Origin of the sequence: Synechococcus sp. RedBA-s (assembly GCF_024345495.1) — a bacterium.
GTDB lineage: Bacteria > Cyanobacteriota > Cyanobacteriia > PCC-6307 > Cyanobiaceae > Regnicoccus_A.
Genome location: NZ_JAGQBF010000001.1, coordinates 32,719 through 59,417 on the forward strand (window position 1 = coordinate 32,719; position 26,699 = coordinate 59,417).

20 protein-coding genes are annotated in these 26,699 nt (G+C 68.7%); 11 read left to right on the forward strand and 9 right to left on the reverse strand.

From position 1 onward, the window contains the following. The first annotated feature begins 182 nt into the window (after positions 1 to 182). Positions 183 to 2,960 carry a DNA mismatch repair protein MutS gene (gene mutS / locus KBY67_RS00150; RefSeq protein WP_255107323.1) on the forward strand — a complete coding sequence of 926 codons (2,778 nt, stop codon included), beginning with the start codon at positions 183 to 185 and terminating at the stop codon, positions 2,958 to 2,960. Here mutS and KBY67_RS00155 read toward each other — a convergent pair. Then, positions 2,930 to 3,592, reverse strand: a complete 663-nt coding sequence (locus tag KBY67_RS00155; protein WP_255107324.1) for a precorrin-8X methylmutase — start codon at positions 3,590 to 3,592, stop codon at positions 2,930 to 2,932. The genes mutS and KBY67_RS00155 overlap by 31 nt on opposite strands. Here KBY67_RS00155 and holA point away from each other — a divergent pair. Genes holA through KBY67_RS00170 form a run of 3 tightly spaced genes read left to right on the forward strand, consistent with a single transcriptional unit; the run spans position 3,585 to position 7,724 of the window. Next, positions 3,585 to 4,553 carry a DNA polymerase III subunit delta gene (holA, locus tag KBY67_RS00160; protein WP_255107325.1) on the forward strand — a complete coding sequence of 323 codons (969 nt, stop codon included), beginning with the start codon at positions 3,585 to 3,587 and terminating at the stop codon, positions 4,551 to 4,553. The two genes, KBY67_RS00155 and holA, sit on opposite strands and share 8 nt — an antisense overlap. 31 nt (positions 4,554 to 4,584) lie before the next feature. Beyond that, positions 4,585 to 6,390: an aspartate kinase gene (locus tag KBY67_RS00165; RefSeq protein WP_255107326.1), complete on the forward strand. Its 1,806-nt coding sequence runs from the start codon at positions 4,585 to 4,587 to the stop codon at positions 6,388 to 6,390. After that, positions 6,390 to 7,724 carry an exopolysaccharide biosynthesis polyprenyl glycosylphosphotransferase gene (locus KBY67_RS00170; RefSeq protein ID WP_255107327.1) on the forward strand — a complete coding sequence of 445 codons (1,335 nt, stop codon included), beginning with the start codon at positions 6,390 to 6,392 and terminating at the stop codon, positions 7,722 to 7,724. Before KBY67_RS00165 ends, KBY67_RS00170 begins: the two co-directional genes overlap by 1 nt. 43 nt (positions 7,725 to 7,767) lie before the next feature. Here KBY67_RS00170 and uvrB read toward each other — a convergent pair whose 3' ends face one another. The 3 genes from uvrB to KBY67_RS00185 form a co-directional block, all read right to left on the reverse strand. After that, positions 7,768 to 9,774, reverse strand: coding sequence for an excinuclease ABC subunit UvrB (gene uvrB, locus KBY67_RS00175; RefSeq protein WP_255107328.1), 2,007 nt, complete (start codon positions 9,772 to 9,774; stop codon positions 7,768 to 7,770). Between the two features lie 130 nt (positions 9,775 to 9,904). Then, positions 9,905 to 10,336, reverse strand: coding sequence for a phage holin family protein (locus KBY67_RS00180; protein WP_255107329.1), 432 nt, complete (start codon positions 10,334 to 10,336; stop codon positions 9,905 to 9,907). A gap of 107 nt (positions 10,337 to 10,443) precedes the next feature. Beyond that, positions 10,444 to 11,199 (reverse strand): DUF561 domain-containing protein, encoded by a 756-nt coding sequence (locus KBY67_RS00185; RefSeq protein ID WP_255107333.1) that lies wholly within the window; start codon positions 11,197 to 11,199, stop codon positions 10,444 to 10,446. 15 nt (positions 11,200 to 11,214) lie between these two features. Here KBY67_RS00185 and tilS point away from each other — a divergent pair, with 15 nt between their 5' ends. Continuing rightward, on the forward strand, positions 11,215 to 12,312 hold the full coding sequence (gene tilS / locus KBY67_RS00190) for a tRNA lysidine(34) synthetase TilS (protein ID WP_255107334.1): 1,098 nt from the start codon (positions 11,215 to 11,217) through the stop codon (positions 12,310 to 12,312). Then, positions 12,309 to 12,851, forward strand: a complete 543-nt coding sequence (locus KBY67_RS00195; protein ID WP_255107335.1) for a hypothetical protein — start codon at positions 12,309 to 12,311, stop codon at positions 12,849 to 12,851. Before tilS ends, KBY67_RS00195 begins: the two co-directional genes overlap by 4 nt. Positions 12,852 to 12,899: 48 nt before the next feature. On the opposite strand, the gene KBY67_RS00200 is transcribed toward KBY67_RS00195, so the two are convergent. The 3 genes from KBY67_RS00200 to KBY67_RS00210 all read right to left on the reverse strand — a co-directional run bounded on the left by KBY67_RS00200 (position 12,900) and on the right by KBY67_RS00210 (position 17,063). Then, positions 12,900 to 14,933 (reverse strand): ribonuclease J, encoded by a 2,034-nt coding sequence (locus tag KBY67_RS00200; protein ID WP_255107336.1) that lies wholly within the window; start codon positions 14,931 to 14,933, stop codon positions 12,900 to 12,902. A 109-nt stretch (positions 14,934 to 15,042) separates the two neighbouring features. Beyond that, positions 15,043 to 15,909 carry a 4-hydroxy-tetrahydrodipicolinate synthase gene (gene dapA / locus KBY67_RS00205; protein ID WP_255107337.1) on the reverse strand — a complete coding sequence of 289 codons (867 nt, stop codon included), beginning with the start codon at positions 15,907 to 15,909 and terminating at the stop codon, positions 15,043 to 15,045. 68 nt (positions 15,910 to 15,977) lie between these two features. Further along, positions 15,978 to 17,063, reverse strand: coding sequence for an aspartate-semialdehyde dehydrogenase (locus KBY67_RS00210; RefSeq protein ID WP_255107596.1), 1,086 nt, complete (start codon positions 17,061 to 17,063; stop codon positions 15,978 to 15,980). 398 nt (positions 17,064 to 17,461) lie between these two features. On the opposite strand from KBY67_RS00210, the gene tig reads away from it, so the two are divergent. The 5 genes from tig to KBY67_RS00235 all read left to right on the forward strand — a co-directional run bounded on the left by tig (position 17,462) and on the right by KBY67_RS00235 (position 23,556). Continuing rightward, positions 17,462 to 18,817, forward strand: coding sequence for a trigger factor (gene tig / locus KBY67_RS00215; protein WP_255107338.1), 1,356 nt, complete (start codon positions 17,462 to 17,464; stop codon positions 18,815 to 18,817). A gap of 47 nt (positions 18,818 to 18,864) precedes the next feature. Beyond that, a complete protein-coding gene (gene clpP, locus KBY67_RS00220; RefSeq protein WP_255107339.1) occupies positions 18,865 to 19,506 on the forward strand; it encodes an ATP-dependent Clp endopeptidase proteolytic subunit ClpP in 642 nt (213 codons plus the stop codon). 90 nt (positions 19,507 to 19,596) lie between these two features. Beyond that, positions 19,597 to 20,937, forward strand: coding sequence for an ATP-dependent protease ATP-binding subunit ClpX (gene clpX, locus KBY67_RS00225; protein WP_255107341.1), 1,341 nt, complete (start codon positions 19,597 to 19,599; stop codon positions 20,935 to 20,937). Between the two features lie 83 nt (positions 20,938 to 21,020). Then, positions 21,021 to 21,701: a lecithin retinol acyltransferase family protein gene (locus KBY67_RS00230; protein WP_255107343.1), complete on the forward strand. Its 681-nt coding sequence runs from the start codon at positions 21,021 to 21,023 to the stop codon at positions 21,699 to 21,701. 34 nt (positions 21,702 to 21,735) lie between these two features. Then, complete coding sequence (locus tag KBY67_RS00235; protein WP_255107345.1) at positions 21,736 to 23,556, forward strand: DNA polymerase III subunit gamma/tau; 1,821 nt, start codon at positions 21,736 to 21,738, stop codon at positions 23,554 to 23,556. Between the two features lie 36 nt (positions 23,557 to 23,592). Here KBY67_RS00235 and KBY67_RS00240 read toward each other — a convergent pair whose 3' ends face one another. Together KBY67_RS00240 and KBY67_RS00245 are read right to left on the reverse strand one after the other, a co-directional pair. Then, positions 23,593 to 25,023 (reverse strand): glycosyltransferase family 2 protein, encoded by a 1,431-nt coding sequence (locus tag KBY67_RS00240; RefSeq protein WP_255107353.1) that lies wholly within the window; start codon positions 25,021 to 25,023, stop codon positions 23,593 to 23,595. A 55-nt stretch (positions 25,024 to 25,078) separates the two neighbouring features. After that, entirely contained in the window at positions 25,079 to 26,629 is a 1,551-nt protein-coding gene (locus tag KBY67_RS00245; protein ID WP_255107355.1) for a SpoIID/LytB domain-containing protein, read from the reverse strand. Between the last annotated feature and the right edge of the window lie 70 nt (positions 26,630 to 26,699).

A 26,699-nucleotide genomic window follows, 5' to 3' on the forward strand; every position in this document is an offset into this window, starting at 1 on the left:
GGTCCCTGGCACGCGGGCCGGGGCAGGCAGTGGCTGGATTCTCCCATGGGGCTTCTGGGGTTTTCCGGCCCGGGCTGGCCATCCTTCACAAGTTGTGGGGAGTGCCTAAGCCGCGGGGCATTGCCGGTCGGCCGGTGGGTCTCGCCGCCCCCCCTACGATCGCTTCAGCCCCTGAACAAGCCGTGGCCACGCCGCCCGAAGAACAGCTCTCGCTGGTGGCTGCCCTCGGCCTGGAGGCCAACCCTGCCCCGAGGAGCGCGGCCCGGACAGCCGCCGCTGACAGCCCCACTGGCGAGAGCGATGACCAGCTGATGGCGGAGGCCACCGCCCGCCCCCGGCGGCGCCAGGCCAGGGCCAGTGATTCCAAAGCTGAGAGTCCCGAGCCGGCCAAGTCCGGCGACTTGGCCGAGTCCGGGGATCCCGCCGACGCTCTGCCCCCCTGGCACCACCACAGCCTGGTGGATCCGGAAGCGCTGCCGCCGGTGCTGCGTCACTACGTGGAGCTAAAGGCGGCCCACCCTGAGCGGGTGTTGCTCTATCGCCTCGGCGATTTCTATGAGTGCTTCTTCGAGGACGCCATCCGGGTGTCGCGGCTGCTGGAGCTCACCCTCACCGGCAAGGAGGGGGGCAAACGCATCGGGCGGGTGCCGATGGCGGGCATCCCCCACCACGCCGCCGAGCGCTACTGCGGCGAACTGGTGCGTCGCGGCCTCGCCGTGGCCCTCTGCGACCAGCTGGAGAGCACCCCCGCCCCCGGCGCCCTGCTGCGGCGGGGGATCACCCGCGTGCTCACCCCCGGCACCGTGCTGGAGGAGGGGATGCTGGCGGCGCGCCGCAACAACTGGCTGGCGGCGGTGGTGCTGGAGCAGGGCCAGTGGGGGCTGGCGGTGGCTGATGTCAGCACCGGCGACTTCCAGCTGCTGCAGCGCCAGGGCAGCGATCAGCTGCACCAGGACCTCCTGCAGCTGCAGCCGGCCGAGCTGCTCTGGCCCAGCGCGGAGACCGGCGAGCCGGCCTGGGCGCCGCAGTCGATTCAGCGCACCCAGCTGCCGCTCACCCCCTTCACCCTGCCGGAGGCGCGCCGCACCCTGCTGGAGCGCTTCGAGCTCGCCAGCCTTGAAGGCCTGGGCCTGGGTGAGGCGCCCCTGGCCCTGAGGGCCGCCGGCGGCCTGGTGCGCTATCTCGATGACACCCAGCCGGTCACCGACGACCCAGCTGACACCACCGCCGCTACCACCGCAGGCCGCATCCCCCTGGATCGGCCCTGCCTGCAGCAGCGCGGCGATCAGCTGGTGCTCGACGCCCAGACCCGCCGCAACCTGGAGATCACCCAGACCCAGCGGGATGGCCAGTTTCAGGGGTCATTGCTCTGGGCCCTCGATCGCACCATGACCGCCATGGGCGCCCGGACCCTGCGTCGCTGGCTGGAGGCCCCCCTGATGGATCTCGGGGCGATCGAGCGGCGCCAGGAGGGCATCGGCGTGTTGGTGCAGCAGCGGCCCCTGCGTCTGGCCCTGCGCCGGCTGCTGAGGCCCATGGGCGACCTGGAGCGCCTCTCCGGCCGGGCCGGGGCCGGCAGTGCCTCCGCCCGCGACCTGGTTTCCATCGCCGACGGTCTGGAGCGCCTGCCCCGCCTCGCCGCCCTGCTGGAGCCCGCGGCCGCCGCCGTGTTCAGCCCCCTGCAGCACTGCGATCCAGAGCTGGCCCAGCTGGCGGCCCTGGTGCGCCACACCCTGGTGGAGGCCCCACCGCTCAGCCTCAGCGAGGGGGGCCTGATCCACGACGGCGTCGATGGCCGCCTCGATGGGCTGCGCAACCGGCTCGATGACCAGGACCAGTGGCTCGCGGCCCAGGAGCAGGAGGAGCGCCGCCGCAGCGGCATCCCCACCCTGCGGCTGCAGTTCCACCGCAGCTTCGGCTACTTCCTCTCGGTGAGCCGGGCGCGGGCCGAGCGGGTGCCCGAGCACTGGATCCGCCGCCAGACCCTGGCCAACGAGGAGCGCTTCGTCACCCCGGAGCTCAAGGCCCGCGAAGGCCGCATCCTGGAGCTGCGCGCCCGCGCCGCCCAGCGGGAGTACGACCTCTTCACCCAGCTGCGCCAGCAGGTGGGAGCGCTGGCCGCCCCGATCCGCCAGGCCGCACGAGGCGTGGCCGGCCTCGATGCCCTGGCCTCGCTGGCAGAGGTGGCCGCCTGCCATGGCTACTGCCGGCCGCAACTGGAGCACAGCCGCTGCCTGCAGGTGGAGGCGGGGCGGCACCCGGTGGTGGAGCAGCTGCTGGTGGAGGAGTCGTTCAGCGCCAACGATCTGCACCTGGGGGAGCCGGGCCACCCCGACCTGGTGGTGCTCACCGGCCCCAATGCCAGCGGCAAGAGCTGCTACCTACGCCAGAACGGGCTGCTGCAGCTGATGGCGCAGATCGGCAGCTGGATCCCGGCCCGCTCAGCCCGCTTGGGCCTGGCTGATCGCATCTTCACCCGGGTGGGGGCCGTCGATGACCTGGCCAGCGGCCAGTCCACCTTCATGGTGGAGATGGCCGAGACCGCCAACATCCTCCACCACGCCACCGACCGCTCCCTGGTGCTGCTCGATGAGATCGGCCGCGGCACCGCCACCTTCGATGGCCTCTCGATCGCCTGGGCGGTGGCGGAGCACCTGGCGGCGGGGCTGCGGGCCCGGGCGGTGTTCGCCACCCACTACCACGAGCTCAACGAACTGGCCTCACTGCTGCCGGGCGTCGCCAACTACCAGGTGCTGGTGGAGGAAACGGGCGACCGCCTGCTGTTCCTGCACCAGGTGCGTCCGGGTGGCGCCAGTCGCAGCTACGGCATCGAGGCGGCCCGGCTGGCGGGCGTGCCGCCCGAGGTGGTGCAGCGGGCCCGCCAGGTGCTGGGGCGGATCGAGGCCAACAGCCATGTGGCGGTGGGTCTTCAGGCCGTGGGCCCTGGGGCCGCGGCCTGATTCAGCCAGGCCCGGCGCAGCAGGGCGTTGCAGCTGGCCCCCACCAGACCGGCCCCACCCTTGCTGCCCTCGAGCCGGATCTGGGGCCACCCACTGGCCGCCAGCCGCCGCTTGCTCTCGGCCACTCCCACGAAGCCCACCGGCATGCCGATCACCAGGGCCGGCCGCTGGCTACCGCCGGGCTGTTCCAGTTGATCCAGCAGGCGCTCCAGGGCGGTGGGGGCACTGCCGATCAGGACCACCGCACCGGGGCAGGCCGCCAGTGCCGCCGTCATCCCCTCGGCGCTGCGTGTACCGCCGGGGGGCGCCACGGCCGGGGCCCACTCGAGGATGCAGCGCACCGGGTTGGCGAAGGTGCGCCGGGCCATCGGCGCCACGGCCGCGGCCGCCATGGCCGTGTCGGTGAGGATCACGGCCCCTGCAGCGAGGGCCTCCAGGCCCAAGCCGCAGGCACCGGGGCTGAAGCGCAGATCGGCGGCGATGGCCAGATCACCACTGCTGTGCACCAGACGCTCCAGCAGCTCCTGCTGCACGGGGTCGAGATCGGTGGGACCCAGCCACTGGCGGATGCGCCGCACACTTTCGCTGAAGATCGGATGATCCAGATCCAAGCCAGGCCGCCCCATGCCCATCCATCTCTACTGGGGTGACGACGAGGCCGCCAGGACCCGAGCGATCGACGAGTTGATCAACAAGGAGGTGGACCCGGCCTGGCACAGCATCAACCTCACCCGCCTCGATGGCTCAGACGCCGCCCAGGCTGCCCAGGCCCTGAGCGAAGCCCGCACCCCGCCCTTCGGCAGCGGTGCCCGGCTGGTGCTGCTGCAGCGCAGTCCCTTCACCAGCCCCTGCTCCGCCGAGCTGGCGGGCCAGCTGGACGCCTGCCTGGAGCTGATTCCCGAGAGTTGCCACCTGGTGCTGGTGAGCAGCGGCAAACCCGATGCCCGCCTGCGCACCACCAAGGCGCTGCGGCAGCAGGCCCTGGAGAAGAGCTTTCAGCTGCCCTCCGCCTGGGATGGGGCCGGCCAGATCGAGCTGGTGGCGCGCACGGCGAGAGAACTGGGGGTGAAGCTGGCGGCGGGGGCAGCCGAAGCCCTGGCGGAGGCAATCGGCAGCGACAGCGCCCGGCTGAGCAGCGAACTGGAGAAGCTGGCGCTCTACAGCGGCGAGGCACCGGTTCAGGTGGCGGCGGTGGCGGCCCTGGTGGGCGGTCACAGCACCACCAGCCTGGCGGTGGGGGATGCCCTGCTGGAAGGGAATGCCGGCGCGGCGATCGCCCTGGTCGACGACCTGCTGCAGGCGGGGGAGCCGGCCCTGCGGCTGGTGGCCTCGCTCACCAGCCAGGTCAGGGGCTGGCTCTGGGTCTGCCTGCTGGAAAGCCACGGCGAGCAGGACGTGGCCGTGATCGCCAAGGCCGCCGGCATCGGCAACCCCAAGCGGATCTATGTGATGCGCCGGCAGATCCGCGGACGGACCCCCGCCCGGCTGCTGACCCTGCTGGCCCAGGTGCTGGAGGTGGAGGCCGCCCTCAAACGGGGCGCCGAGGCTGGTGAGGCCTTCCGCGATGGGCTGCTGCTGGCCACCGCCCGATAATCGCGACATCACATCGCGTCTGCCGAGCGGAATGGCCCTGCTGGTTCAGAAATTCGGGGGAACCTCCGTCGGCAGCGTGGAGCGGATCCAGGCGGTGGCCCAGCGGATCGCCGCCAGCCGCGAGCAGGGTCACGACCTGGTGATCGTGGTCTCAGCCATGGGCCACACCACCGATGAGCTCACCTCCCTGGCGCGGGCGCTCTGCCCTGAGCCCCCCCAGCGGGAGATGGACATGCTGCTGGCCACGGGCGAGCAGGTGTCGATCGCCCTGCTGGCGATGGCTCTGCACAGCATCGGCGTGCCGGCCGTGTCGATGACCGGACCGCAGGTGGGCATCGTGACCGAATCGGCCCACGGCCGTGCCCGCATCCTCGAGGTGCGCACCGAGCGGCTGCGCAAACGGCTTGAGGATGGCCAGGTGGTGGTGGTGGCCGGCTTCCAGGGCACCAGCAGCGGCAGTGCCGGCACGCCCGAGATCACCACCCTGGGCCGGGGTGGCTCCGACACCTCCGCCGTGGCCCTCGCCGCTGCCCTGGGGGCCGATGTCTGCGAGATCTACACCGATGTAGCCGGGGTGCTCACCACCGACCCGCGCCAGGTGAGCGATGCCCAGCTGATGGAGGAGGTGAGCTGCAACGAGATGCTGGAGCTGGCCAGCCTCGGGGCGGCTGTACTCCATCCCCGCGCCGTCGAGATCGCCCGCAACTACGGCGTGCCCCTGGTGGTGCGCTCCAGCTGGAGCAACGCCCCCGGCACCCGGCTTATCAGCGGCTTCCCCCGGCCGATCGGCAGCGAAGGGCTGGAGCTGGGCCGGCCGGTGGATGGGGCGGATCTGGAGCACCAGCAAGCCGTGCTGGCCCTCACCAGGGTGCCCGACCACCCCGGGGTGGCCGCCCTGCTGTTCGAGGCCCTCTCCGCGGCGGGGCTGAACGTGGATCTGATCGTGCAGGCCACCCATGTCGGGGCGAGCAACGACATCGCCTTCACCCTCTCGGAGAGCCAGCTGGAGGCGGCCCGCGAAGTCTGCCGGGGCCTGCTCCAGAAACTGGCGGTGGAGGAGAGCGCCCTCAGCACGCAGGGCGGGCTGGCCAAGCTCAGCATTTCCGGGGCCGGGATCATGGGGCGGCCAGGCATCGCCGCGCGCCTGTTTGACACCCTGGCTCGCTACGGCATCAATCTGCGCATGATCGCCACCAGTGAAGTGAAAGTGAGCTGCCTGGTGGAGGGCAGCCAGGGTGCGCGGGCCCTGCGCGCCGCCGCCGAGGTGTTCGAACTGCAGGACTACCAGCTCCGCCAGAATCCGCTCCCCTGCGACGTGAGCGATCCGGCCGTGCGCGGCGTGGCCCTCGACCGCAACCAGGCCCAGGTGGTGGTCCGCCAGGTTCCCGATCGCCCTGGCACGGCCGCAGCCGTCTGCCGGGCCCTGGCCGACGCCGGCATCAGCCTTGACACCATCGTCCAGTCGGAGCGCACCCACGGCTCGGGCCCGCAGCTGAGCCGCGACATGAGCTTCACCCTGCGCCGCGATGACCTCAACCGAGCCCGCCAGGCCCTGCAGCCGGTGCTCGCCCCCTGGCCTGAGGCTCGCTTCGAGGAGGGCCTGGCCATCGCCCGGGTGAGCGCCGTGGGCGCGGGCATGCCTTGCACCCACGGCACCGCCGCCCGCATGTTCCGGGCCTTGGCGGAGGCCGGTGTGAACATCGAGATGATCGCCACCAGCGAGATCCGCACCAGCTGCGTGGTGGCGGAGGCCGATGGGATCAAGGCCCTGCAGGCGGTGCATGCCTGCTTCCATCTGGGCGGCAGCACCACCGCAGAGATGGAGGCCATGGCCTAGTGCATTGGTTGCGCCACCGCCGCTGGCTGGCCCTGGCCGCGGGCCTCGATGCCCTGGGGGTCTGCCTGCTGGCGGCCTGGATCGTGCGGGAGCGGGATGGCGTCCTGGAGAATCAGCTGGGTCTGCTGGCCATGCTGGTGGCGGCTTATCTCAGCCTCGGCTGGCTGTTCGGGTCCTTCACCCTGGTCAAGACCCGGCGCCTGCGCTGGAGCCAGCTGGTGGTGCGCCTGGTCATCACCAGCGCCGCCACCACCGCCACCGGTGCGGTGGTGGGCTGGTTGCTGCGGGCCGCGCCGGAGGTAACACTGCTGCACCGCGGCAGCCTGATGCCACTCTTCACCCTGGCGGCACTCTGGAGCGCCGGCGTGCGGCTGATGCTGCGCCAGCTGGCCCACTCCACCCAGCAGGACCAGTGGGCCATCGTCACTCTTCCCGGCGAGCAGGAGGCGATCCGGGCTGAATGGGAGCGAATCGGCGCCACGCGGGCTCCATCCATCCATGTCTTGGGTGACTGCTTCAGCCAGCTGGAGAGCGGGCCGGACGGCAACCAGAGCAGCGGCCTCGCCCTCAGCCAGGGGGTGCTCAAGCAACCCGATGGCCTCGACTCCTGCGCCCGGGCCCTGGCTGAAGGCCGGCCCGTCACCTCCCTGGCACTGGCGGCGGAGCAGGAGCTGCAGCGCATCCCGCCCCACTGGGTGGAAGATCAATGGTTGCTGTTCTCCGATCGCAGCGAGCAGCGCAGTGGCGGCTTCGAGCGACAGCTCAAACGCTATGCCGATGTGATGGTGAGTCTGCTGCTGCTGCTGATTTGCACTCCGGTGCTGGCCATCGCCGCTGCCTTGATCCGCATAACCGATGGCGGACCGGTGCTCTACCGGCAGAAGCGCACGGGCCTGCAGGGCAAGCGCTTCGAGGTGATCAAACTGCGCACGATGGTTCCCGATGCGGAGGAGGAGGGGGAGGCGATCTGGTCGGATCCGAACGACGGGCGCATCACCCCTGTAGGCCACTGGCTGCGGCGCACCCGGCTCGATGAGCTGCCCCAGCTGATCAACGTGCTTCGGGGGGAGATGAGCCTGATCGGCCCGCGGCCGGAGCGGCCGGAGCTGGAAACAGACCTGGAGCGACGCATTCCCAACTACCGCCTGCGCCACTGGATCCGGCCGGGGCTGAGCGGCTGGGCCCAGGTGAACATGCCGTACACCTCCACGGTTGAGGACGCTGAGCTGAAGCTGAGCTATGACCTTTTCTATCTGCGCAACAGCAGCGTCTGGCTGGATCTGCTCATCCTGTTCAAGACGATCAAGATCGTGCTCAAGGCCGCCGGCCGCTGAGCTTCAACGCAGCGCGAGAAGCTGAGAGCTTTTCACTCTACCCTCAGGCCCTCCCCACCAGTTTCTGACGCAGCTTCTTGATGCGGTCGCGCAGGTTGGCGGCCTCTTCGAACTCCAGATTCTTGGCGGCGGCTTTCATCTTGTCTTCCAGCTCCAGGATCAGCTCCGGCAGGGCATCGAGGGGCACCATCGCGAACGATGCCGGCTCAACGTCTGCAGCTGGTGCGTCCTCCTGAGCGCGCCTGGACACCTCCAGGAAGCTGAGAATGGCATTGCCGGCCCGCTTGCCGGCAGGGCTGGGGGTGATGCCGTGGGTCTCGTTGTAGGTCTGCTGAATCGCCCGGCGCCGCTCGGTTTCGGAAATGGCGCGAACCATCGAATTGGTGAGGTTGTCGGCATAGAGCAAGGCCGTCCCATCCACATGGCGGGCCGCCCGGCCGATGGTTTGAATCAAGGAGCGCTCCGCCCGCAGGAATCCTTCCTTGTCGGCATCGAGAATCGCCACCAGGGACACCTCCGGCAGATCCAGACCTTCCCGCAGCAGGTTCACCCCCACCAGGGCATCGAATTCACCGTTGCGCAGATCCTGGATGATCTCGATCCGCTCAATCGAATGGATCTCCGAGTGCAGATAGCGCACCCGCACGCCATTTTCAGCGAGGTAATCGGTGAGGTCCTCGGCCATCCGTTTGGTCAGGGTGGTGATCAAGGTGCGCTCATCCCGGCCTGCCCTCAGGCGGATTTCGCCGAGCAGATCATCCACCTGACCCTCGCTGGGGCGCACCTCCACCACCGGATCAAGCACCCCTGTGGGGCGGATCACCTGCTGGGCCACATGGCCGTGGCTCTGGTCCATCTCCCAGGTGCCTGGGGTGGCTGACACGAAGATGGTCTGGCGGGCCTTCGACCAGAACTCCTCGGCCTTGAGCGGACGGTTGTCGGCGGCGCTGGGCAGCCGAAAGCCATGCTCCACCAGCACCTGCTTACGGGCCTGGTCGCCGTTGTACATGGCATGGAGCTGGGAGCAGGTGACGTGGCTCTCATCCACCACCAGCAACCAATCGTCGGGGAAATAATCAATCAGGCACTCCGGTGGTGTGCCAGCCTGGCGCCCTGCCAGATGGCGTGCATAATTCTCAACGCCATTGCAGTAGCCCACCTGCTGCAGCATCTCCAGGTCGTAGGTGGTGCGCTGCTCCAGGCGCTGGGCTTCCAACAGGCGTCCCTGGCCATGGAGAACCTCCAGGCGCTGATGCAGTTCATCGCGGATGGCGGCGATCGCGGATTCCAGCCGGTCCTTGGGCGTGACGAAGTGCTTGGCAGGGTAGATATTGATAGTTTCGAGGCTCTGGAGGATTTCGCCGGTGGTGGGATCGACATAGCGAATCGCCTCCACCTCATCTCCGAACAGTTCAATGCGCACCAGCCGATCTTCATAGGCGGGACCGATCTCGAGCACATCCCCTTTGACGCGGAAGCGGCCGCGGCCCACTTCGATGTCGTTGCGGGAATACTGGTTGTTGACCAGCTCGCGCAGGGATCCGCGCAGATTGAGAGACTCGCCCACCTGAAAGCGCACGGCCGCCTTGAGGTATTCCGAGGGAATGCCGAGGCCATAGATGCAACTGATCGAGGCCACCACGATCACATCCTGCCGTTCGAACAATGAGCGGGTAGCGGAGTGACGCAGCATATCGATCTCCTCATTGATCGATGCTGTTTTTGCGATGTAGGTATCGGAGACCGGCACATAGGCCTCCGGCTGGTAATAGTCGTAGTAAGAGATGAAATATTCGACGGCGTTGTTCGGAAAGAACTCCCGCAACTCATTGCAGAGCTGAGCGGCCAGGGTCTTGTTGTGGGCCAGCACCAGGGCCGGGCGGCCGGTGCGGGCGATCACATTCGCGATGGTGAAGGTTTTACCGGTGCCCGTGGCCCCCAGCAGGGTCTGGTAGCGCTCACCGGCATCGACACCCTCCACCAGGGCCTCAATGGCCGTGGGTTGGTCGCCCTTGGGCTCGTAGGGAGCCTGGAGCTCGAAGCGCGCCATGGCCGCTGGATCCAGGTGGTCCCTGGACAAATACAGCACCGATCCTAGGAATCAGCCAAGGCCTGCGTTCGCTGTTCTGGATGCCCATCGCAGAGACAGACTGCGAACGCAGACAACACAGCCATCACCCTCAGCCCACGCCGACCGCCGCGGAGAGGGCGGCCGCCGCCCGGGTGAAGCTCACATCAAGGCCGAGCCAGCCCAGGATCAAAGTGCTGAGCACGCTGTAGACGATGGCGCCGAGGGCCGCACTGATCAGACCGTTCTTGAGCCGGAAGCCCTGAATCAGCCAGGCCGCCAGGGCAAACAGCACGATCGTGATCACCCAGTTGTAGACGGCGGTGATCGGTGTCACCATCCCGCCCAGGCTGGTGAGCGCCCAGGGCAGCGCCAGCACCAGCCTCAACGGCCAGATCAGCAGCGTGCCCAGCAGACCGATCACCGCCGCGGACAGCAGAGCAGTGCCAAAGCCACTGAACTCGACACCGAGGGGCAGGGCGCCCACGATCAACAGCACAACCGCGCGGATCGGCCATTGCAGGAGCCAGATGAACGCGCCCATGGGAAAGGAAACAACAAGGGCCTAAGGCTAAACAAGGGCCCCTGACTTAGCCAAGCCAAGGCTGCCGAACCGTCACAAGCCGGCAGGCCAGCCTCAGCCCCGGCGACTCAGCCCACCGCCACCGGCACAGCGGCCAGGGCCTCGCGCAGGCCGCGCACCACCGCCATCATCGCCAGCTCGTCATCAAGACGGTTCACCGCCGAGCCCACCCCCACGCCATGGGCACCGGCGGCGATAGCCATCGGCAAGGTGACCGCCGAGAGGCCAGAGGCGCAGAGCACGGGAATCTCCACAGCCCGGCTGATGGCGTGGGCCGCCGCCAGGGTGGGCGCGGCCTTCTCGATCAGGCCCAGGACTCCGGGGCTGAAGGGGCGGGCGCTGGTGCCCCCTTCGGTCTGGATCAGGTCGGCGCCAGCGGCGGCCAGCTCGATGGCCAGCTGCTGCTGCTGATCGAGGGGAAGGACATGGGGCACCGTGACCGAGAGCACCACATCCGGAAGCAGCTGCCGGGTATGGCGGGTGAGGGCCAGCACCTCCTCGGCCCCGAAGATCCGCCCTTCGGGATAGAACGAATCGAAATTGCCGATCTCCACCATCGCGGCGCCAGCGGCCACGGCGGCAGGGAACAGCGCAGGATCCACGGCCGAAACACATACCGGCAGGCCGGAGACCTCAGCAGAGAGGCGCACGAGGGCCGGATCGCAGGCCACATCGAGCAGGTCGGCGCCAGCGGCTCCGGCGGCCCGGCTGATGCGCTCCACGCTGGCCGCCTCGAAGTTGGCCAGGCCGGCGATCACCTTCAACAGCCGCCGGGAGTGCAGCGCCGCTTGCAGGGAAGCGGGCAGGCTGGTGAGGCGCGACATCGGCGAACAGGGCAGATGAAAGCGATCCTCCCATGGGGTCCCCTGCAGCAGCGGCTGCAGCAGCGGCTGCTGGCGGACCCCCAGCTCCTGCCCAGGGGGGAGTGTCTGCTGCTGGCCGTCTCCGGTGGCCAGGACTCGATGGCCCTGACGGTCCTGCTGCTGCAGCTGAGGCACCTGCATGGCTGGGAGCTGCACCTCTGGCACGGCAATCACGGTTGGCGCGAGCAAGCCGCTGATCAGGCCGGGGAACTGGCGGCCTGGGCCGCCGGCCTGGGGCTGCCGATGCGGGTGGAGCAGGCCCCCGCTGGAGCCGCCTCCGCCAGCAGCGGCCGTGAGGAGGCTGGGCGCCGCTGGCGCTACGAGCGCCTGAGGGAGCAGGCCCTCAGCCTCAGCTGCCCCCGCGTCGTCAGCGGCCATACCGGCAGTGACCGGGCCGAGACCCTGCTGTTCAACCTGGCCAGGGGCTGCGGCCTGCGCGGGCTGAGCAGCCTGCGCGCGCGGCGTCCCCTCTGCGGCGGCATTGAGTTGGTGCGGCCGCTGCTCGGCTTCTCCCGGGCCGAGACCGCAGCCTTCTGTGAGCAGCAGCAGCTGCCCCTGTGGCTGGATCCCAGCAACGCCGATCCCCGCTTCAGCCGCAACCGCCTGCGCCACGAGGTGCTGCCGGTGCTGGAGGACCTCCACCCCGGGGCCTGGCGCCGTCTGGGGGCCCTCGCCGAGCGTCTGGAGAGCACCCAGGACCTCAGCGAGGAGCTGGCCCTGCTGGCCCTCACAGCCCTGCAGACCCCGCCAGCCCCAGAGGCTGCTGCAGGCCAGAGGGGGCAGGGATCAGCTCTGCAGCGCCGACGGCTGAGCGAGCTCTCCGCCAGCAGCCAGGCGCTGCTGCTCAATCTCTGGCTGGAGCGCAGCGCTGGGGTGAGGCTGGGGGCCAGGAGCCTTGAAGCCCTGAGGCGCCGGTTGCCGCTCAGCCAGGGGCCTGGCAGCCTGTCCTTGCCCGGAGGCAGAAGCCTCCACTGGGACCGTTACAGCCTGCGGCTGCAACTGGAGCCAAGCGATCACGCGGATCCATCCAGCCGTCCCGCAGCCGGGTCGGCGTCAGCCCCCACCAACCCATGACCACCAGCGGCTTCGATCAGGCCTACAAGAGCGTGGAGCTGGCCTACAGCCAGGGCCGCTTCACCGAGGCCCTGCAAGAGGGGCAGGACCTGCTCAACGCCACGCCACTGGAGGCCAGCGATCCCCACAGCCTGCGGCTGAAACTGCTGCTGGGGCACATTCACTTCTATGGCTTGCGTCAGCCCGACGCCGCCGGCGAGCTCTACAGCCAGGTGCAGGCCACGGCCACCCAGGGGAGCACCTACAACGATCTGGCCGCCGAGGGACTGGCCCTCTGTGAGCAGAGCCAGCCCAGAGCCAGCCAGCCCGAAGCCAGCCAGGCCGCCGCGATGCCCTGGGCCGCGGATCTGACTTCGATGGGGGCAGCCCCCCTGAGCCTGGCTCCTGCTCCTCGTGACAGCGCCGAGCTGGAGGAGGTGCGGGTGGAGGTGCTGGTGGAGCCCAGCGTCAGCCCAAACAAGGACACAGGCCGAAGGCGCTTCAGCCCGGAGGAGGATGCGGAGCTGGCCAAGGGACTGCTGCGGGTGGTGCTGGGCTGAGCAGCAGCGGAGCCACCCAGCCCCCGGAGCCACCCAGCCCGCAGCCGCTCAGCTGGCGGCGGTGGAGCGGCGACGACGCACGCGGTTGGCGGGCATTTCCGGTTCTTCCGGCTTGGTTTCCACCACCTGGTCCACGGGGGCGCTGACGGGGATCTTGGTGGCGACGGGCATGGTGGCCGTCGCCGAAGCCGTGGCCATAGCGGCGACAGCCACGGCGACGGTGCCCACAACCCGCTGAGGAGCCGCATGGTTGCGGATCACGGGTTCACGGCCTGAGCTCTCGCGGCGACCGCCGCGGGGGGCCGGACGGCTATCGGGCTCGGCATCGGCGCGGCCCTTGTAGGCCGGGGTGCCGGCCGGAGCCGGCTGCACCAGGCAGATGATCAGCGGCTCCACCTGCAGCTCACGCCGCAAGCGGCGCTGCAGACCCACCTCAATCTCCCGTTGCACACCCACCCAGTCCACCTCGGGGGCCGTGCCGCCGGTGTTACGGGCCAGCTGATTCCAGCGGTTGTCCAGCACCCAGCCGATCTCCCGCTCGGCCCAAACCGAGAGCCGGCGGGCATCGGCGGTGGTGACCACACCGCGCAGGTTCACCCGCGGTGGAGCGCCCATGACGCCATCGGTGCTGATCACGGTCAGCAGGGTGATGACGCCGTCTTCGGCCAGCTGCTGGCGTTCCTTGAGCACACGGTTGTCGACGATGCCGTTGCGGGAGGCATCCAGCAGTTCGATGCCGGCCTTGACCGGAACCCCCTTGTGGATGGTGGTGGGGGTGAGCTCCACCACATCACCGTTGTCGATGATCAGCATGTTGTCGGCGGGAATCCCCATCGACTGGGCCGTGCGCGAGTGGCACACGAGCATGCGGTGCTCGCCGTGAACCGGCACGAAGAATTTCGGCCGGGTGAGGGCAAGCATCAGCTTGTGGTCTTCCTGGCAGCCATGGCCCGACACGTGAATACCTTCGCCCTTGCCGTAGACCACCTTGGCGCCCATCATCATCAGCCGGTCGATGGTGTTCACCACCGAGATGGTGTTGCCGGGGATCGGGCTGGCGGAGAAGATGATCGTGTCGGTTGGTTTGACCTGCACCTGGGGGTGCTCACCACGGGAAATACGGCTGAGGGCCGCCAGGGGTTCGCCCTGGCTGCCGGTCATCAGCAGCAGGGTTTCGCGATCGGGAAGGTCGCGGATCTGCTTGATCGGCACGAACAGCTCATCGGGGCAGCGGATGTACCCGAGCTCACGCGCCTTGGCAATCACGTTGAGCATGGAACGGCCCAGCAGACCCACCTTGCGGCCGTGCTTCATCGCCAGCTCCAGGATCATCGAAACCCGGTGCACCGAACTGGCGAAGGTGGTGACGATCACCCGACCGTCGGAATTGGCGAAGTGGCGGTCGAGGTTCGGGAACACCGAGCGCTCGGGCGGGGTGAAGCCGGGCACCTCGGCGTTGGTGGAGTCACTGAACAGGCAAAGCACGCCCTGCTCGCCGTAGTGAGCCATCCGCTGGATGTCGAAGTACTCGCCATCCACAGGGGTGTGGTCGAACTTGAAGTCGCCGGTGAAGATCACCACACCCACCGGGGTGGTGATCGCCAGGCTGAAGCTGTCGGCAATCGAGTGGGTGTTGCGGATGAACTCCACTTGGAAGTGCTGGCCCACCTTGACCACATCCCGAGGGCTCACCGTCTGGATGATGGTGCGATCGGTGACGGCCGCCTCCTCCATCTTGCCCTGAAGCATCGACATGGCCAGCCTCGGGCCATAGATCACAGGAATGCTGAAGTTCTTGAGGTGGTGGGGAATCCCGCCGATATGATCTTCGTGACCATGTGTCACGATCATGCCGCGGATGCGCTTCTGGTTTTCACGCAGGTAGCTGGTGTCCGGCAGCACCACGTTGACGCCGTGCATTCCATCACTGGGGAAGGCGAGGCCGGCATCCACCAGCATCAGCTCATCGCCGTATTCAAAAACGCAGGTGTTCTTGCCGATCTCATGCAGACCGCCGAGGGGGATGACCCGCAGGGCCGGCTGCTTGTTGGTGGGGGAATTTTTGCTGTTGCTTGAGCTCATGGGAGAGGAAACGAAGGGTTGCAGGAAAAATGAACGGAAACTGAACTGAATCGGAGTGTTGCTGTTGCGAGAACTCCAGGCGGCACTGCGCTGGAGCTAAGCCGTGGCGTCAGGTAGGACGCAGGGCAGCCAGGGCGGAGGTCAATCGAGCACGGACGTCGCTGTCGGCGGAGACCAGCGGAAGACGGGGGGCGCCCACGGGCCAGCCCTCCAGTTCAAGGGCGGCTTTGACGGGAATGGGATTGGTGGTGGCGAATAGGGCCCGGCAGAGGGGCAGCAGCCGTTCGTGCAGGGCCAGGGCCGCAGCCAGCTCGCCGGCCAGAAAGGCGGAGATCATGCGCTGGATCTCGCGTCCCACCAGATGACTGGCCACGCTCACCACGCCGACGGCACCCACCGCCAGCATCGGCAGGGTCAGGGCATCGTCGCCGCTGTAGATCGCCAGGCGATCGCCGCAGAGCAGCCGCAGCTGACTCACTTCATCGGTGCTGCCGCTGGCGGCCTTGTAGCTCACCACATTGGCGAGGTCGAGCAGGCGGGCCGTGGTGGCCGGCTCAAGGCTGCAGCCGGTGCGGCCCGGGATGTTGTAGAGCATCACCGGCAGGCCGGGGGCCGCCTGGGCGATCGCACGAAAATGGGCTTCCAAGCCTTGCTGGGGTGGCTTGTTGTAATAGGGCACCACCACCAAAGCTCCGTCGGCGCCTTCCCCGTCCGCCCGTCCGATCGCTTCGATGGCCTCGGCCGTGCAGTTGCTGCCGGTGCCGGCGAGCACCAAGGCCCGACCCGCCACCGCACCCTTCACGGCCTCAAACAGCTCGTGCTGCTCCTGCCAGCTCAGGGTGGGTGACTCACCGGTGGTGCCGCAAAGCACCAGACCGTCGGAGCCATGGTCCACCAGGTGTCCTGCCAGGCGCGCGGCCAGATCAAGGTCCACCGCGCCATCCGGGCTGAACGGGGTCACCATGGCGGTCAGCATCCTGCCGAAGGGCGGTTGTGGTGGACCCGTGCTGAGCTGTGCTGCGTTGGGCTGTGCCGCTGTGCTGCTCAAACGGCACCTCGGGCGGCTGAAGGGGCTGGGACCTGCGCCGGCTGGGCCGGCTTCAGCAGCAACTCGGCGATCTGCACGGCGTTGAGGGCCGCCCCCTTGCGGATCTGATCACCACAGAGCCAGAGCTCCAGGGCGTTGGGGTCGCTGAGGTCCTGGCGGATGCGGCCAATGGCCACCGGATCGCGGCCGGTGACATCGGTGGGCATCGGGAAGCGGTTGGCGGCGAAATCCTCCAGCAGCTCCACCCCCGGGGCCACCGCCAGCAGCGCCCTGGCCTCCTCGACTGGGAAGGGTTGCTCGAACTCGATGTTCACCGCCTCGGAGTGGGCCCGCAGCACCGGCACCCGCACGCAGGTGGCCGTGAGCCGCAGTTGCGGCAGAGCCATGATCTTGCGGGTTTCGTGCAGCATCTTGAGCTCCTCCTCGCAGTAGCCACTGGGCTGCAGAGGGGAGTTGTGCAGGAAAAGATTGAAGGCCAGGGAATGGGGCAGCACCTCGCTCAGGGGCTCACCGCCATCCAGCACGGTGCGGCTGAGGGTGCGCAGTTCCTCCATCGCCCGGGCCCCGGCACCGCTGGCCGACTGATAAGTGCTAACCACCACCCGGCGGATCGGCCGGCGCGCCTGCAGGGGGGCCAGGGCCAAGGTGAGCAGGATCGTGGTGCAGTTGGGGTTGGCGATGATGCCCTGATGCTCCAGGGCCGCCTGAGGATTCACCTCCGGCACCACCAGCGGCACCTCGGGATCGAGGCGGAAGGCACTGGAGTTGTCGATGACCACCGCGCCCGCCGCCACCGCCACCGGCGCCCAGCGCCGTGAAATCGAGCCTCCGGCAGAGGCCAGCACCAGATCCACCCCCTCAAAGGAGCCTGCAGCAACGGCCTCGATCGTGAGCTCGCGGCCCTTCCAGACGAGTTGGCGTCCAGCGGAGCGCTCAGAGGCCAGCAGGCGCAGCTCAGCGATCGGGACCTGGCGCTCCGCCAGCAGCTCCAGCAGCTCCTGTCCCACGGCGCCGGTGGCGCCGAGGACAGCCACTGTCAGGGGACGGTTGGGGAGAGATGGGAAGGAGGCGGTGCTTGACAACGGCAGGAAGGAGTGAATGCACTGAAGGGAGGACTGATCCTGGAGCCCGGCCAGGGCGATGGCCTGGTTCGGCTGGGGCAGTAGCAACGGACGCAGGGAAGGATGAACCGGTTGAACCGGAGAGCCATCAGGCGGAACTGGAGGGGGAGAAGAAGAAGTGCGGGAGAACAGGAAAGACTGGGGGGAGCCTGGGCCAGCGTCACGCTCCGCGGGGCGGAGGGAGCTGTGCACGCCGGACCGGAGGCTCGAGAGGAACCGAAAGGTCCTGGTGGCTATCAACGACCACATGTCGTTGCGCACACAATACGCTGCCCGCGCCGCTGGCGGGCCCACTGAATCAGCTGGAGGACGACTTCCTAGAATCGGGGGCTGCAATGCCACGGCACGGCCGTTTCGCCATGAGCACCGCCCTGAAGGTCAAGACCAGCCCCCGCCCCGGCAGCCGCCTGGCGCTGGAGGTGGCCGTCCCCGGTGGCCGCTCCCAGGCCAGCTACGAAGCCGCGGTGGTGAAACTCAGCCGCAGCGTGCGTCTGCCCGGATTCCGCCAGGGCAAGGTGCCCCGTCCGGTGCTGCTGCAGCAGATCGGCCCCCTGCGCATTCGCGCCACCGCCCTCGAAGACCTGGTGGACAGTGTCTGGCGGGATGCCCTGGAGCAGGAGAAGATCGAGGCCCTCAGCAGCCCCGAGTTGAGCGAGGGCTTCGAAGCTCTGCTGGAGCGCTTCAGCCCCGGTGAAGACCTCACTCTCATCCTTGAGCTGGACGTGCAGCCCACCCCCAGCCTTAAGGCCACAAAAGGGCTCACGGCCGAAGTCGAGCTGATCAGTTACGACCCCGCGCGGGTCGAGGAGATGATCGAGCAATCACGTCGCCAACTGGCCACCCTGGTGCCCGTGGAGGATCGTCCCGCCGCCACCGGTGACGTGGCGGTGGTGGCCTTCAGCGGCAGCTTTGTCGACACCGGCGCGGCGATCGAGGGTGGCAGCTCCGACGCCATGGAGGTGGAACTCGAGGAGCAGCGCATGATCCCCGGCTTCGTGGCGGGCATCCTCGGCATGGCCGTGGGCGAGGAGCGTGAGGTCAGCTGCCGCTTCCCCGACGACTACCCCCAAGAGGCGGCCCAGGGCCGCGAGGCCAGTTTCAGCATCACCCTCAAGGAACTGAAGGCGCGCGAACTGCCGGCCCTTGATGACGCCTTCGCCAAGGAGGCCAGTGACAAGGAGACCCTCGAAGAGCTCAGAACCGACCTGGAGACCCGTCTGCGGGAGGACGCCGAACGGAGGGCCCGCAGCAGCCGCCACGACGCCCTGCTGGCGGCCCTGGTGGAGCAGCTAGAGGTGGACCTGCCCGAGACGCTGATCCAGCAGGAGATCCGCTCACTGATCGAGCAGACCGCCTCCCAGATCGCCCAGCAGGGGATGGACATCAAGAAGCTGTTCACCCCCGATCTGGTGCGCAGCCTGGTGGATAGCTCCCGCCCCGAGGCCGAGCAGCGTTTGCGGCGCAGCTTCGCCCTCAAGGCCCTGGCCGAAGCCGAAGGCATCCGTCCGGAGGCCGCCGCGATCGAAGCCAAGGTGCAAGAGGTAAGCCAGGGTCTGAGCGACACCAGTTCGATCGATCCGCTGCGCCTGCGCGAAGCGGTGGGCGAGGACCTGCTGCGCGAATGCCTGCTGGAGTGGCTTGAGGCCCACAGCACCCTCACCGAGAAGGCCCCTGAGGCCGAGGCGGCCGCCAGTGCCGACGACGACCAGGCCTGAGGCCGCCATAGATTGACGGTCTGTCCCATTTCCCCTGCCCCGGCCGCGTGATCGAAGCCCTTCGCTCCCATCCGATCCACAACAGCTGGCAGGCCTCGCCAGGCGTGTTGCCCACGGTGGTGGAGCAGTCGGGGCGCGGTGAGCGGGCGTTCGACATCTACTCCCGCCTGCTGCGCGAGCGGATCATCTTCCTGGGCTCCGGCATCGACGACCAGGTGGCCGACTCCCTGGTGGCCCAGCTCCTGTTCCTGGAAGCGGAGGATCCCGAAAAGGACATCCAGATCTACGTCAATTCACCGGGCGGCTCCGTCACGGCGGGGCTGGCCATCTACGACACGATGCAGCAGGTGGCCCCTGATGTGGTGACCATCTGTTACGGCCTGGCGGCCAGCATGGGGGCGTTCTTGCTCTCCGGTGGCGCCAAGGGCAAGCGCATGGCCCTGCCCAGCGCGCGGATCATGATCCACCAGCCCCTCGGCGGCGCCCAGGGCCAGGCTGTCGACATCGAAATCCAGGCCAAGGAGATCCTGTTCCTCAAAGACACCCTCAACGGTCTGATGGCGGAACACACCGGTCAGCCCCTGGAGAAGATTGCGGAGGACACCGACCGGGACTACTTTTTGTCTCCGACCGAGGCCGTCAGTTACGGATTGATCGATCGTGTCGTGGATGACACCACTCCGGCTTGATCATTAAGTTCTGCTGACAAACCCTGGGTTCCGGCCGATTCTGGATGGCCGGCCCCTGCCCCAACCCCCTGACCAGGACGCCCCAGCCCGATGGCCAAGTTCGACGCCCATCTCAAGTGCTCGTTCTGCGGCAAATCTCAGGAGCAGGTGCGCAAATTGATCGCCGGACCCGGGGTCTACATCTGCGATGAGTGCATCGATCTCTGCAACGAGATCCTCGATGAAGAGCTGGTGGAGAGCCATGGCAGCGCCAGGCCCCACAGCGACCAGGGCCGTAAACCCGCCGTCAAGAAGAGCAGCAAGCCCGCCCCCACCCTGGCGAGCATCCCCAGGCCCCAGGAGATCAAGGCCTTCCTCGATCAGCAGGTGGTGGGCCAGGACGAGGCCAAAAAAGTGCTCTCGGTGGCGGTCTACAACCACTACAAGCGCCTGGCCTGGCAAGGGGATGGCAAGGGCGAGACCGACCGCAGCGCCACCCGGCTGCACAAGTCGAACATCCTGCTGATCGGCCCCACTGGCTGCGGTAAGACCCTCCTGGCCCAGACCCTGGCCGAGCTGCTCGATGTGCCCTTCGCCGTGGCCGATGCCACCACCCTCACCGAGGCCGGCTACGTGGGGGAAGACGTGGAGAACATCCTGCTGCGTCTGCTGCAGAAGGCCGATCTCGATGTGGAGCAGGCCCAGCGCGGCATCATTTACATCGATGAGATCGACAAGATCGCCCGCAAGAGCGAGAACCCCTCGATCACCCGTGATGTCTCTGGAGAAGGGGTGCAGCAGGCCCTGCTGAAGATGCTGGAGGGCACCGTCGCCAACGTTCCGCCCCAGGGGGGCCGCAAGCATCCCTACCAGGACTGCATCCAGATCGACACCAGCCAGATCCTGTTCATCTGCGGCGGCGCCTTCGTGGGCCTCGAAGAGGTGGTGCAGCGGCGCCTGGGCCGCAATTCGATCGGCTTCCTGCCCGCCGATGGCCGCGGCCGTGGGCACCGCGAACTCAAGGCCAGCCATGTGCTGCGTCACCTGGTACCCGACGACCTGGTGCGCTACGGCCTGATTCCCGAATTCACCGGCCGGCTGCCCGTGAGCGCCGTGCTGGAGCCCCTGGATGTGCGCTCCCTTGAGTCGATCCTCACCGAACCCCGCGATGCCCTGATCAAGCAGTTCCAGACGCTGATGAGCATGGACAGCGTGCGCCTGGAGTTCGAGCCCGGCGCCATCGAGGCGATCGCCCTCGAAGCCCACCGTCGCCGCACCGGGGCCAGGGCGCTGCGGGGCATCGTCGAGGAACTGATGCTGGATCTGATGTACGACCTGCCCTCCAACAACGAGGTCAGCAGCTACACGATCACCCGTGAGCTGGTGGAGCAGCGCAGCAAAGCCAAGGTGCTGCCCTACCCCAGCGTGGTCACGCAGCAGGAAACAGCCTGAGCGGCTATCCACCCCCGACCCTCCTTGCTCCGCCCGCAAGCCAGGCGGCAGGGTGAAGCGGTCCTGACCCGCGATCACGGCCCATGGCAGCCGCCGACCATCTCCAGGTGCCCCGGCAGCACGGTCTGTTCAACCACCACGGCATCGACCTGGGCGACGGCAGCGTGGCCCATTACCTGGAGGGCCGGGCAATCCTGCGCTCACCGCTGCAGGAGTTCAGCCGTGGTGAACCCCTGGCGGTGGTGGCCTACGACCCCGCCGAGATCTCTCCTTTGGGCACGACCCTGCGCCGTGCCATGGGCCGGCTGGGGGAGCAGCGCTACAACCTGATCTTCAACAACTGCGAGCACTTCGCCATCTGGTGCAAGACCGGCCGTCACCGCAGCGCCCAGGTGGAGGGCTGGCTGCACACCGGCAGCCTCGGGGCCCTGATGCTCGGCCAGCTGGTGCCGGCGGCCCTGATCACCGGCGTGCGTCTGCTGCTTCGGCAGGGCCTCAACCTGGATGGGGAGCAGCTGGAGAAGGGCCGGACCCTAGCCCTGCAGAGCCTGGAGCAGCTCGATGGCCTGCGCCTGAAGCTGCAACAGAAGCTGGAGGCGGAGCTGGCCCGGGCGGAGGCCCGCTGGGGAGAGGGCCAGGACGGCCCCTCGGAGCCGTTCACGAAGCTGCGTCTGGCGGCCCAGAACCTGGCCGACCAGCTGGAGGAGGTGGAGGTGATGGAGGAGCGCCTGGAGCGCCTGCTGGAGCCGAAACCCGCTGAGTAGCCTCAGGGGCCAGGCCGTCCGGGGAGCAGCCTCCATGACCCAGGCCCGGGCCTACCTGCCCCTGCCCCAGAAGTACAGACCCCAGCGCTTCGATCAGCTGGTGGGCCAGGAGGCGGTCGCTTCCACCCTCAGCAGCGCCCTGCGCCAGAACCGGATCGCGCCGGCCTATCTGTTCAGCGGTCCCCGGGGCACGGGCAAGACCTCCAGCGCCCGGATCCTGGCGCGCTCCCTCAATTGCCTCTCTGCGGAAGGGCCCACCCCCGAGCCCTGCGGCAGTTGTGAGCTTTGCCGCTCGATCACCGCCGGCAACGCCCTCGATGTGATCGAGATCGATGCCGCCTCCAACACCGGCGTCGACAACATCCGCGAGCTGATCGAGCGCTCCCGCTTCGCGCCGGTGCAGGCACGCTGGAAGGTCTACGTGATCGATGAGTGCCACATGCTCTCGACCGCCGCCTTCAACGCCCTGCTCAAGACCCTGGAGGAACCACCGCCACGGGTGGTGTTCGTGCTGGCCACCACCGATCCCCAGCGGGTGCTGCCCACGATCCTCTCCCGCTGCCAGCGCTTCGACTTCCGCCGCATTCCTCTGGAGGCCCTGGAGGGTCATCTGCGCTTCATCGCCGGAGAGGAGGAGATCGGCATCACCCCCGAAGCCCTGCACGTGGTGGCGCTGCGGGCCCAGGGGGGGCTGCGCGATGCCGAGAGCCTGCTGGATCAGCTCAGCCTGCTGAGTGCGCCGATCGAGGCCGCGGCGGTGTGGGAGCTGCTGGGCGCGGTGCCGGAGCAGGAGCTTCTCGAACTGGTGGCCGCCATGGGGGAGGGCGATCCCCTGGCGATCCTCGAGACCTGCCGGCGCCTGCTGGAGCGGGGGAGGGAACCCGGGGCGGTGCTGCAGGGGCTCGCCAGCCTGCTGCGGGATCTGGTGCTGGCCGGTGTGGCCCCGGACCGGCTGGAGCTGACCGCAGTCAGCCTCCAGCTGCAGCCACTGTTGCCAGAGCAGGCCCGCCGCATCGGCAAAGCGCGGCTGCTGAGCTGGCAGGCGCAGCTCAAGGGCAGTGAGCAGCAGCTGCGCCAGAGCGCCCAACCCAGGCTCTGGCTGGAGGTGCTGCTGCTGGGACTGCTGGCGGAACCGACGGCGACGGCTGCAGCCCCAGTAGCAGCCACGGCGGCGGCACGACCGCGGGCTCCGGCTCCGGTGGCTCTGCCCCAGGCATCTGAAGCCACACCAACCACGGCAGCCCCCCAGCCAGCAGCAGCGCCAACGCCAACAGCAATGGAAGCCACGGCCCCTGCGCCTGCCCCAGTCCGCAGTTCAGCCAGCCCAGCGTTGGCTGCAGCCAACGCTCCGGCGTCCGCTCGAGCACCCGGCCCGGCACCCGGACAGGAGCATCAGGATCTCGGCGAGATGTGGCAGCAGATTCTCTCCAGCCTGGAGCTGCCCTCCACCCGCATGCTCCTCTCCCAGCAGGCCTCCCTGCTGCGCCTCGATGACCAGCGGGCGGTGGTGCGGGTCAGCAGCAAGTGGATCGCCATGGTGCAGAGCCGCCTGCCCCTGCTGGAGACGGCACTGCACCAGGCCCTGGGCAGCCCCCGCCAGGTGCTGCTGGAGGCCTCCGCCGACCAGCCCAGCGGCCCGGTGGTCACCCCAGCTGTGATAACCAGGCCCGTGGCACCCAGGCCCACTGTGCCGCCAGCGGTGGCCTCCCAGGCAACAACCATCCCGGCCGCGCCGCCCCAGGCTCAGGCGGCAACGAACCCAACCCCTGAGCGGCCTGAACGGCAACCACTCGATGATCAGGCCCGACTCCTGGCCGACTTCTTCAACGGCGAAGTGGTGAGTCTGGAGGAGTGAATCCCAGGGGTGAATCTGGGGAGTGAACCGGCCGGCTCATGAGGGTTGGGTGGAGGGATCCGAGAGGGGATCCGCCAGGGGATCGAGGCTGGCGGTGAGAGCGTCGTCGCTGCTCTCGATGCTGCTGTCGCTGCCCAGGTGCTGGGTCTTGGCCCAGACCAGGCGCTTGGGCAGCAGCGCCATGCGCAGGGTGACCCAGGGGATGACCACGAACCAGTGCATGAGATAAGTGATCCCCAGCGCCGCCGCCAAGGGGTTCATCGCCGGCAGGGGAGGACCTTCGCTGGGGCGGCGGCAGCCGGCCACGATCGCTGCGCCGGAGAGGCCGAGGGCCACGATCGAGAGGGGCCAGGCCGTGGGCGCGGTGCGGGTGGCCAGGGCGCTGAGCAGGTCGACCACCGAAACCATCGGCAGCACGTACTGCAGCAGGAAGAAGCTGGTGAGATCGAGCTTCTGGTCCGGATTCAAGCGCTGGGAGAGGAGCCCCGGCCAGTAGTCGAAGAAGCGCTGCAGGCCGCCTTCCGCCCAGCGCTGTCGCTGGCGCCAGAGGGCCGGAATGGTGAGCACCGCCTCCTCCTCCACCGGGGGATCCCAGAGCACACCCACAGGCTCACCGGCCAGCAACAGCCGAAAACTGAGGTCGAGGTCATCGGTGACGGTCTCCTCGTTGAAGCCACCCACCCGGGTGATCGCGTCCCGGCGCAGCAGCTGGCCATTGCCGCGCAACTCCGCCACACCGCCGCCGGCCAGACGGCCCTCCTGCACCACAGCATCGAGGGCCATTTCCATCGCCTGGGCGCGGGTGAGCAGATTGCTGCCCGCATTCACCACCGCCTTGCGCAGCTGCATCGCCGACCAGCCGCCCTGCTCAGCCCTGGGGATCAGCCTCTCGAGCAGATCCTCCTGGAAGCCGGCGTCGGCGTCGAGCACCAGCATCCAGCGGCCTTCGAGCTGCTCCAGCACCGCATTGAGAGCTCCCGATTTGCCGCCGCCGGCCAGGCGGGGGCGGCGTAGCACCCGCAGCATCGGCGTGCTCGCTTCCAGGGCCTGGAGCAACTCGGGCGTGCGGTCCTCGCTGCCGTCATCCACCACCCAGAGACGCAGAACCCCATGGCGGTAGCGCAGTCGGCTGACCCGCTCCACCAGCCGGCCGACCACGGCCTGCTCATCGCGGGCCGCCACCACCACATCCACCGCGGGCCAGGGGCCAGTCCAGGAGGCGTCGCCGCAGGTGCTGCCAAAGGGGGCGGGCCCGTCGATCGATCCCTGGGCCCTGTTGCGGCGCCAGAGCTGTCCCAGCACGGTGCGCACCACATAGGCGCCCAGCAGCAGGGTGAGGCTGGCGGCGGGCAGCAGGTTGCGGGGCGGCTCCAGCCAGTGGGGCGCCACCCCGGCCCAGCCACAGAGCAGAACGAACAGGGCGGCTTTGCCGCGGCGGCCCCTGGGGCTGGAACCGGTGGCTGTCATGGCAACTCCGTCATGGCAAGCGCGCCGGCGTGGCTAGTCCGCGTCGGAGGGAACTCTAAAGGCCCCCACTGAGGGTTTCGATGCCCACCAGCTCAGTGCCGGGGTAATAGTGCGCCAGGATCCGGTTCAGGCTCCAGCCACGACCGCCCAGATCAATGGCCCCCTGCTGGGAGAGGCCGGCGCCGTGGCCGAAGCCCCCACCGCTGAAACTCCAGCGGCCGGCCCCGTCGGGCTTGAGCACGAAGAGGGTGCTCGGCAGTTGCCGGAAGGTCCGGCGAATGGCGTCGCGGCGCAGCACCCGCTGGCCGCCGCTGCCCACCACCGAGAGGGCCAGCACCCGGCCGCTGGGGCCGCGCTCAAGCACCTTGATCTCCCGGGGCTCACCGACGCCGCCGGGTCCCTTCTCCAGGGACTGGCGGATGCGGGTGCCATCCAGCTGACGGGTCCAGCGAAACAGGGGATGGTCGGCTCCATAGGCACTGCCCCCCTGACGCAGCAGTTCCGGCAGGGAGGCGGCAGGGAGGGGCACCTCGAAGCGCTGGGCAAAGGCCGGTGGCCCGTCAGGGCGGGCCTGGAGATAGGGCAGGGGAGGGCCGCTCCAGACCTCCTCGAATCCAGCCGAGATACCGCCGTTGCTGGCGTGATACACGGCGTGGATCGGCTGCCCCTGCCAGCTCAGCACCTGGCCGCGGGTGGCCTCCACGGCACGGCGCACGGCTCCGCCCGCCTGACGGGGGTCGGCATACACCTGGCACTGGGTGTCGGAGCAGAGGTGATACCCATCGACGTCGTAGCGATGGCTGTTGCGCAGGGCCCAGGTGCGGGCGAGAACGGCCTGGGCGGCGAGGGCCGCCGCTGGGGAGCCCGCACCGATCTCATGGGGAACCACCCCCAGCAGGTAACGCTCGATGGGCACCTGCTCGATCAGGCTCCAACCGCCGTAGGCATTGGCCTGCAGGCGGAAGGGCCCCTGGAACACCCCCTTGCCCCAGCTCAGGCCCTGGGGGGCCTTGAGGCGCAGGGGGGCCTCAAGCGCCACCACGCTGCCGTCGGCCGCCGTGGCCTCCAGTTCCAGGCGGCTTGTTTCCTCCCGCCTCCAGTCCCTGGCCTGGAAGCCCTCGGGGGGAGCCGTGCGGGGGGGAGCCCACACTTCCCACTCCGCCGGATGGGCGATCACCGGCTCCACGCCAAGGGCGCGCCAGGCCGAGGCGGCCTGATCCGCGGTTTCAAAACTGGGGAAGGGCCCCATCACAGAGCGCTCCAGCAGCAGGGGCTCCGGCAGGGGTCGCTGGCGCCAGCGCAGGCTGAGGCTGGGACCCTGGAGCTTGCGGCCTTGGGCGTCCTCCAACTCAAGGCTTCCGGCGGCCGCCTTCAGCAGCAGGGGTGGCGCCTTGGTGGCGGCCACCCCGGGGGTAGGCCCGAGCCGGGCACCGAGGGCCACCCAGAGCACCGGCTGGCCGCGCTCGATGGCCGGCCGAGGGGAGGTGGGCCAGTGCAGGGTCGCCGCAGGCATGGCCCGGCAGCCTGGAGCCATCAGCAGGGAGCTGCCGAAGCCCATGGCGAGGGGCGCCAGGCGGGGCAGGGACAGAGGAGCGGAGAATCGCATCGAAAAACCGTACGGCCGAGGGGAGAATCCTGGGGGAGTTGGCGGAAGGGACATCCGCGTCGTACTTTGG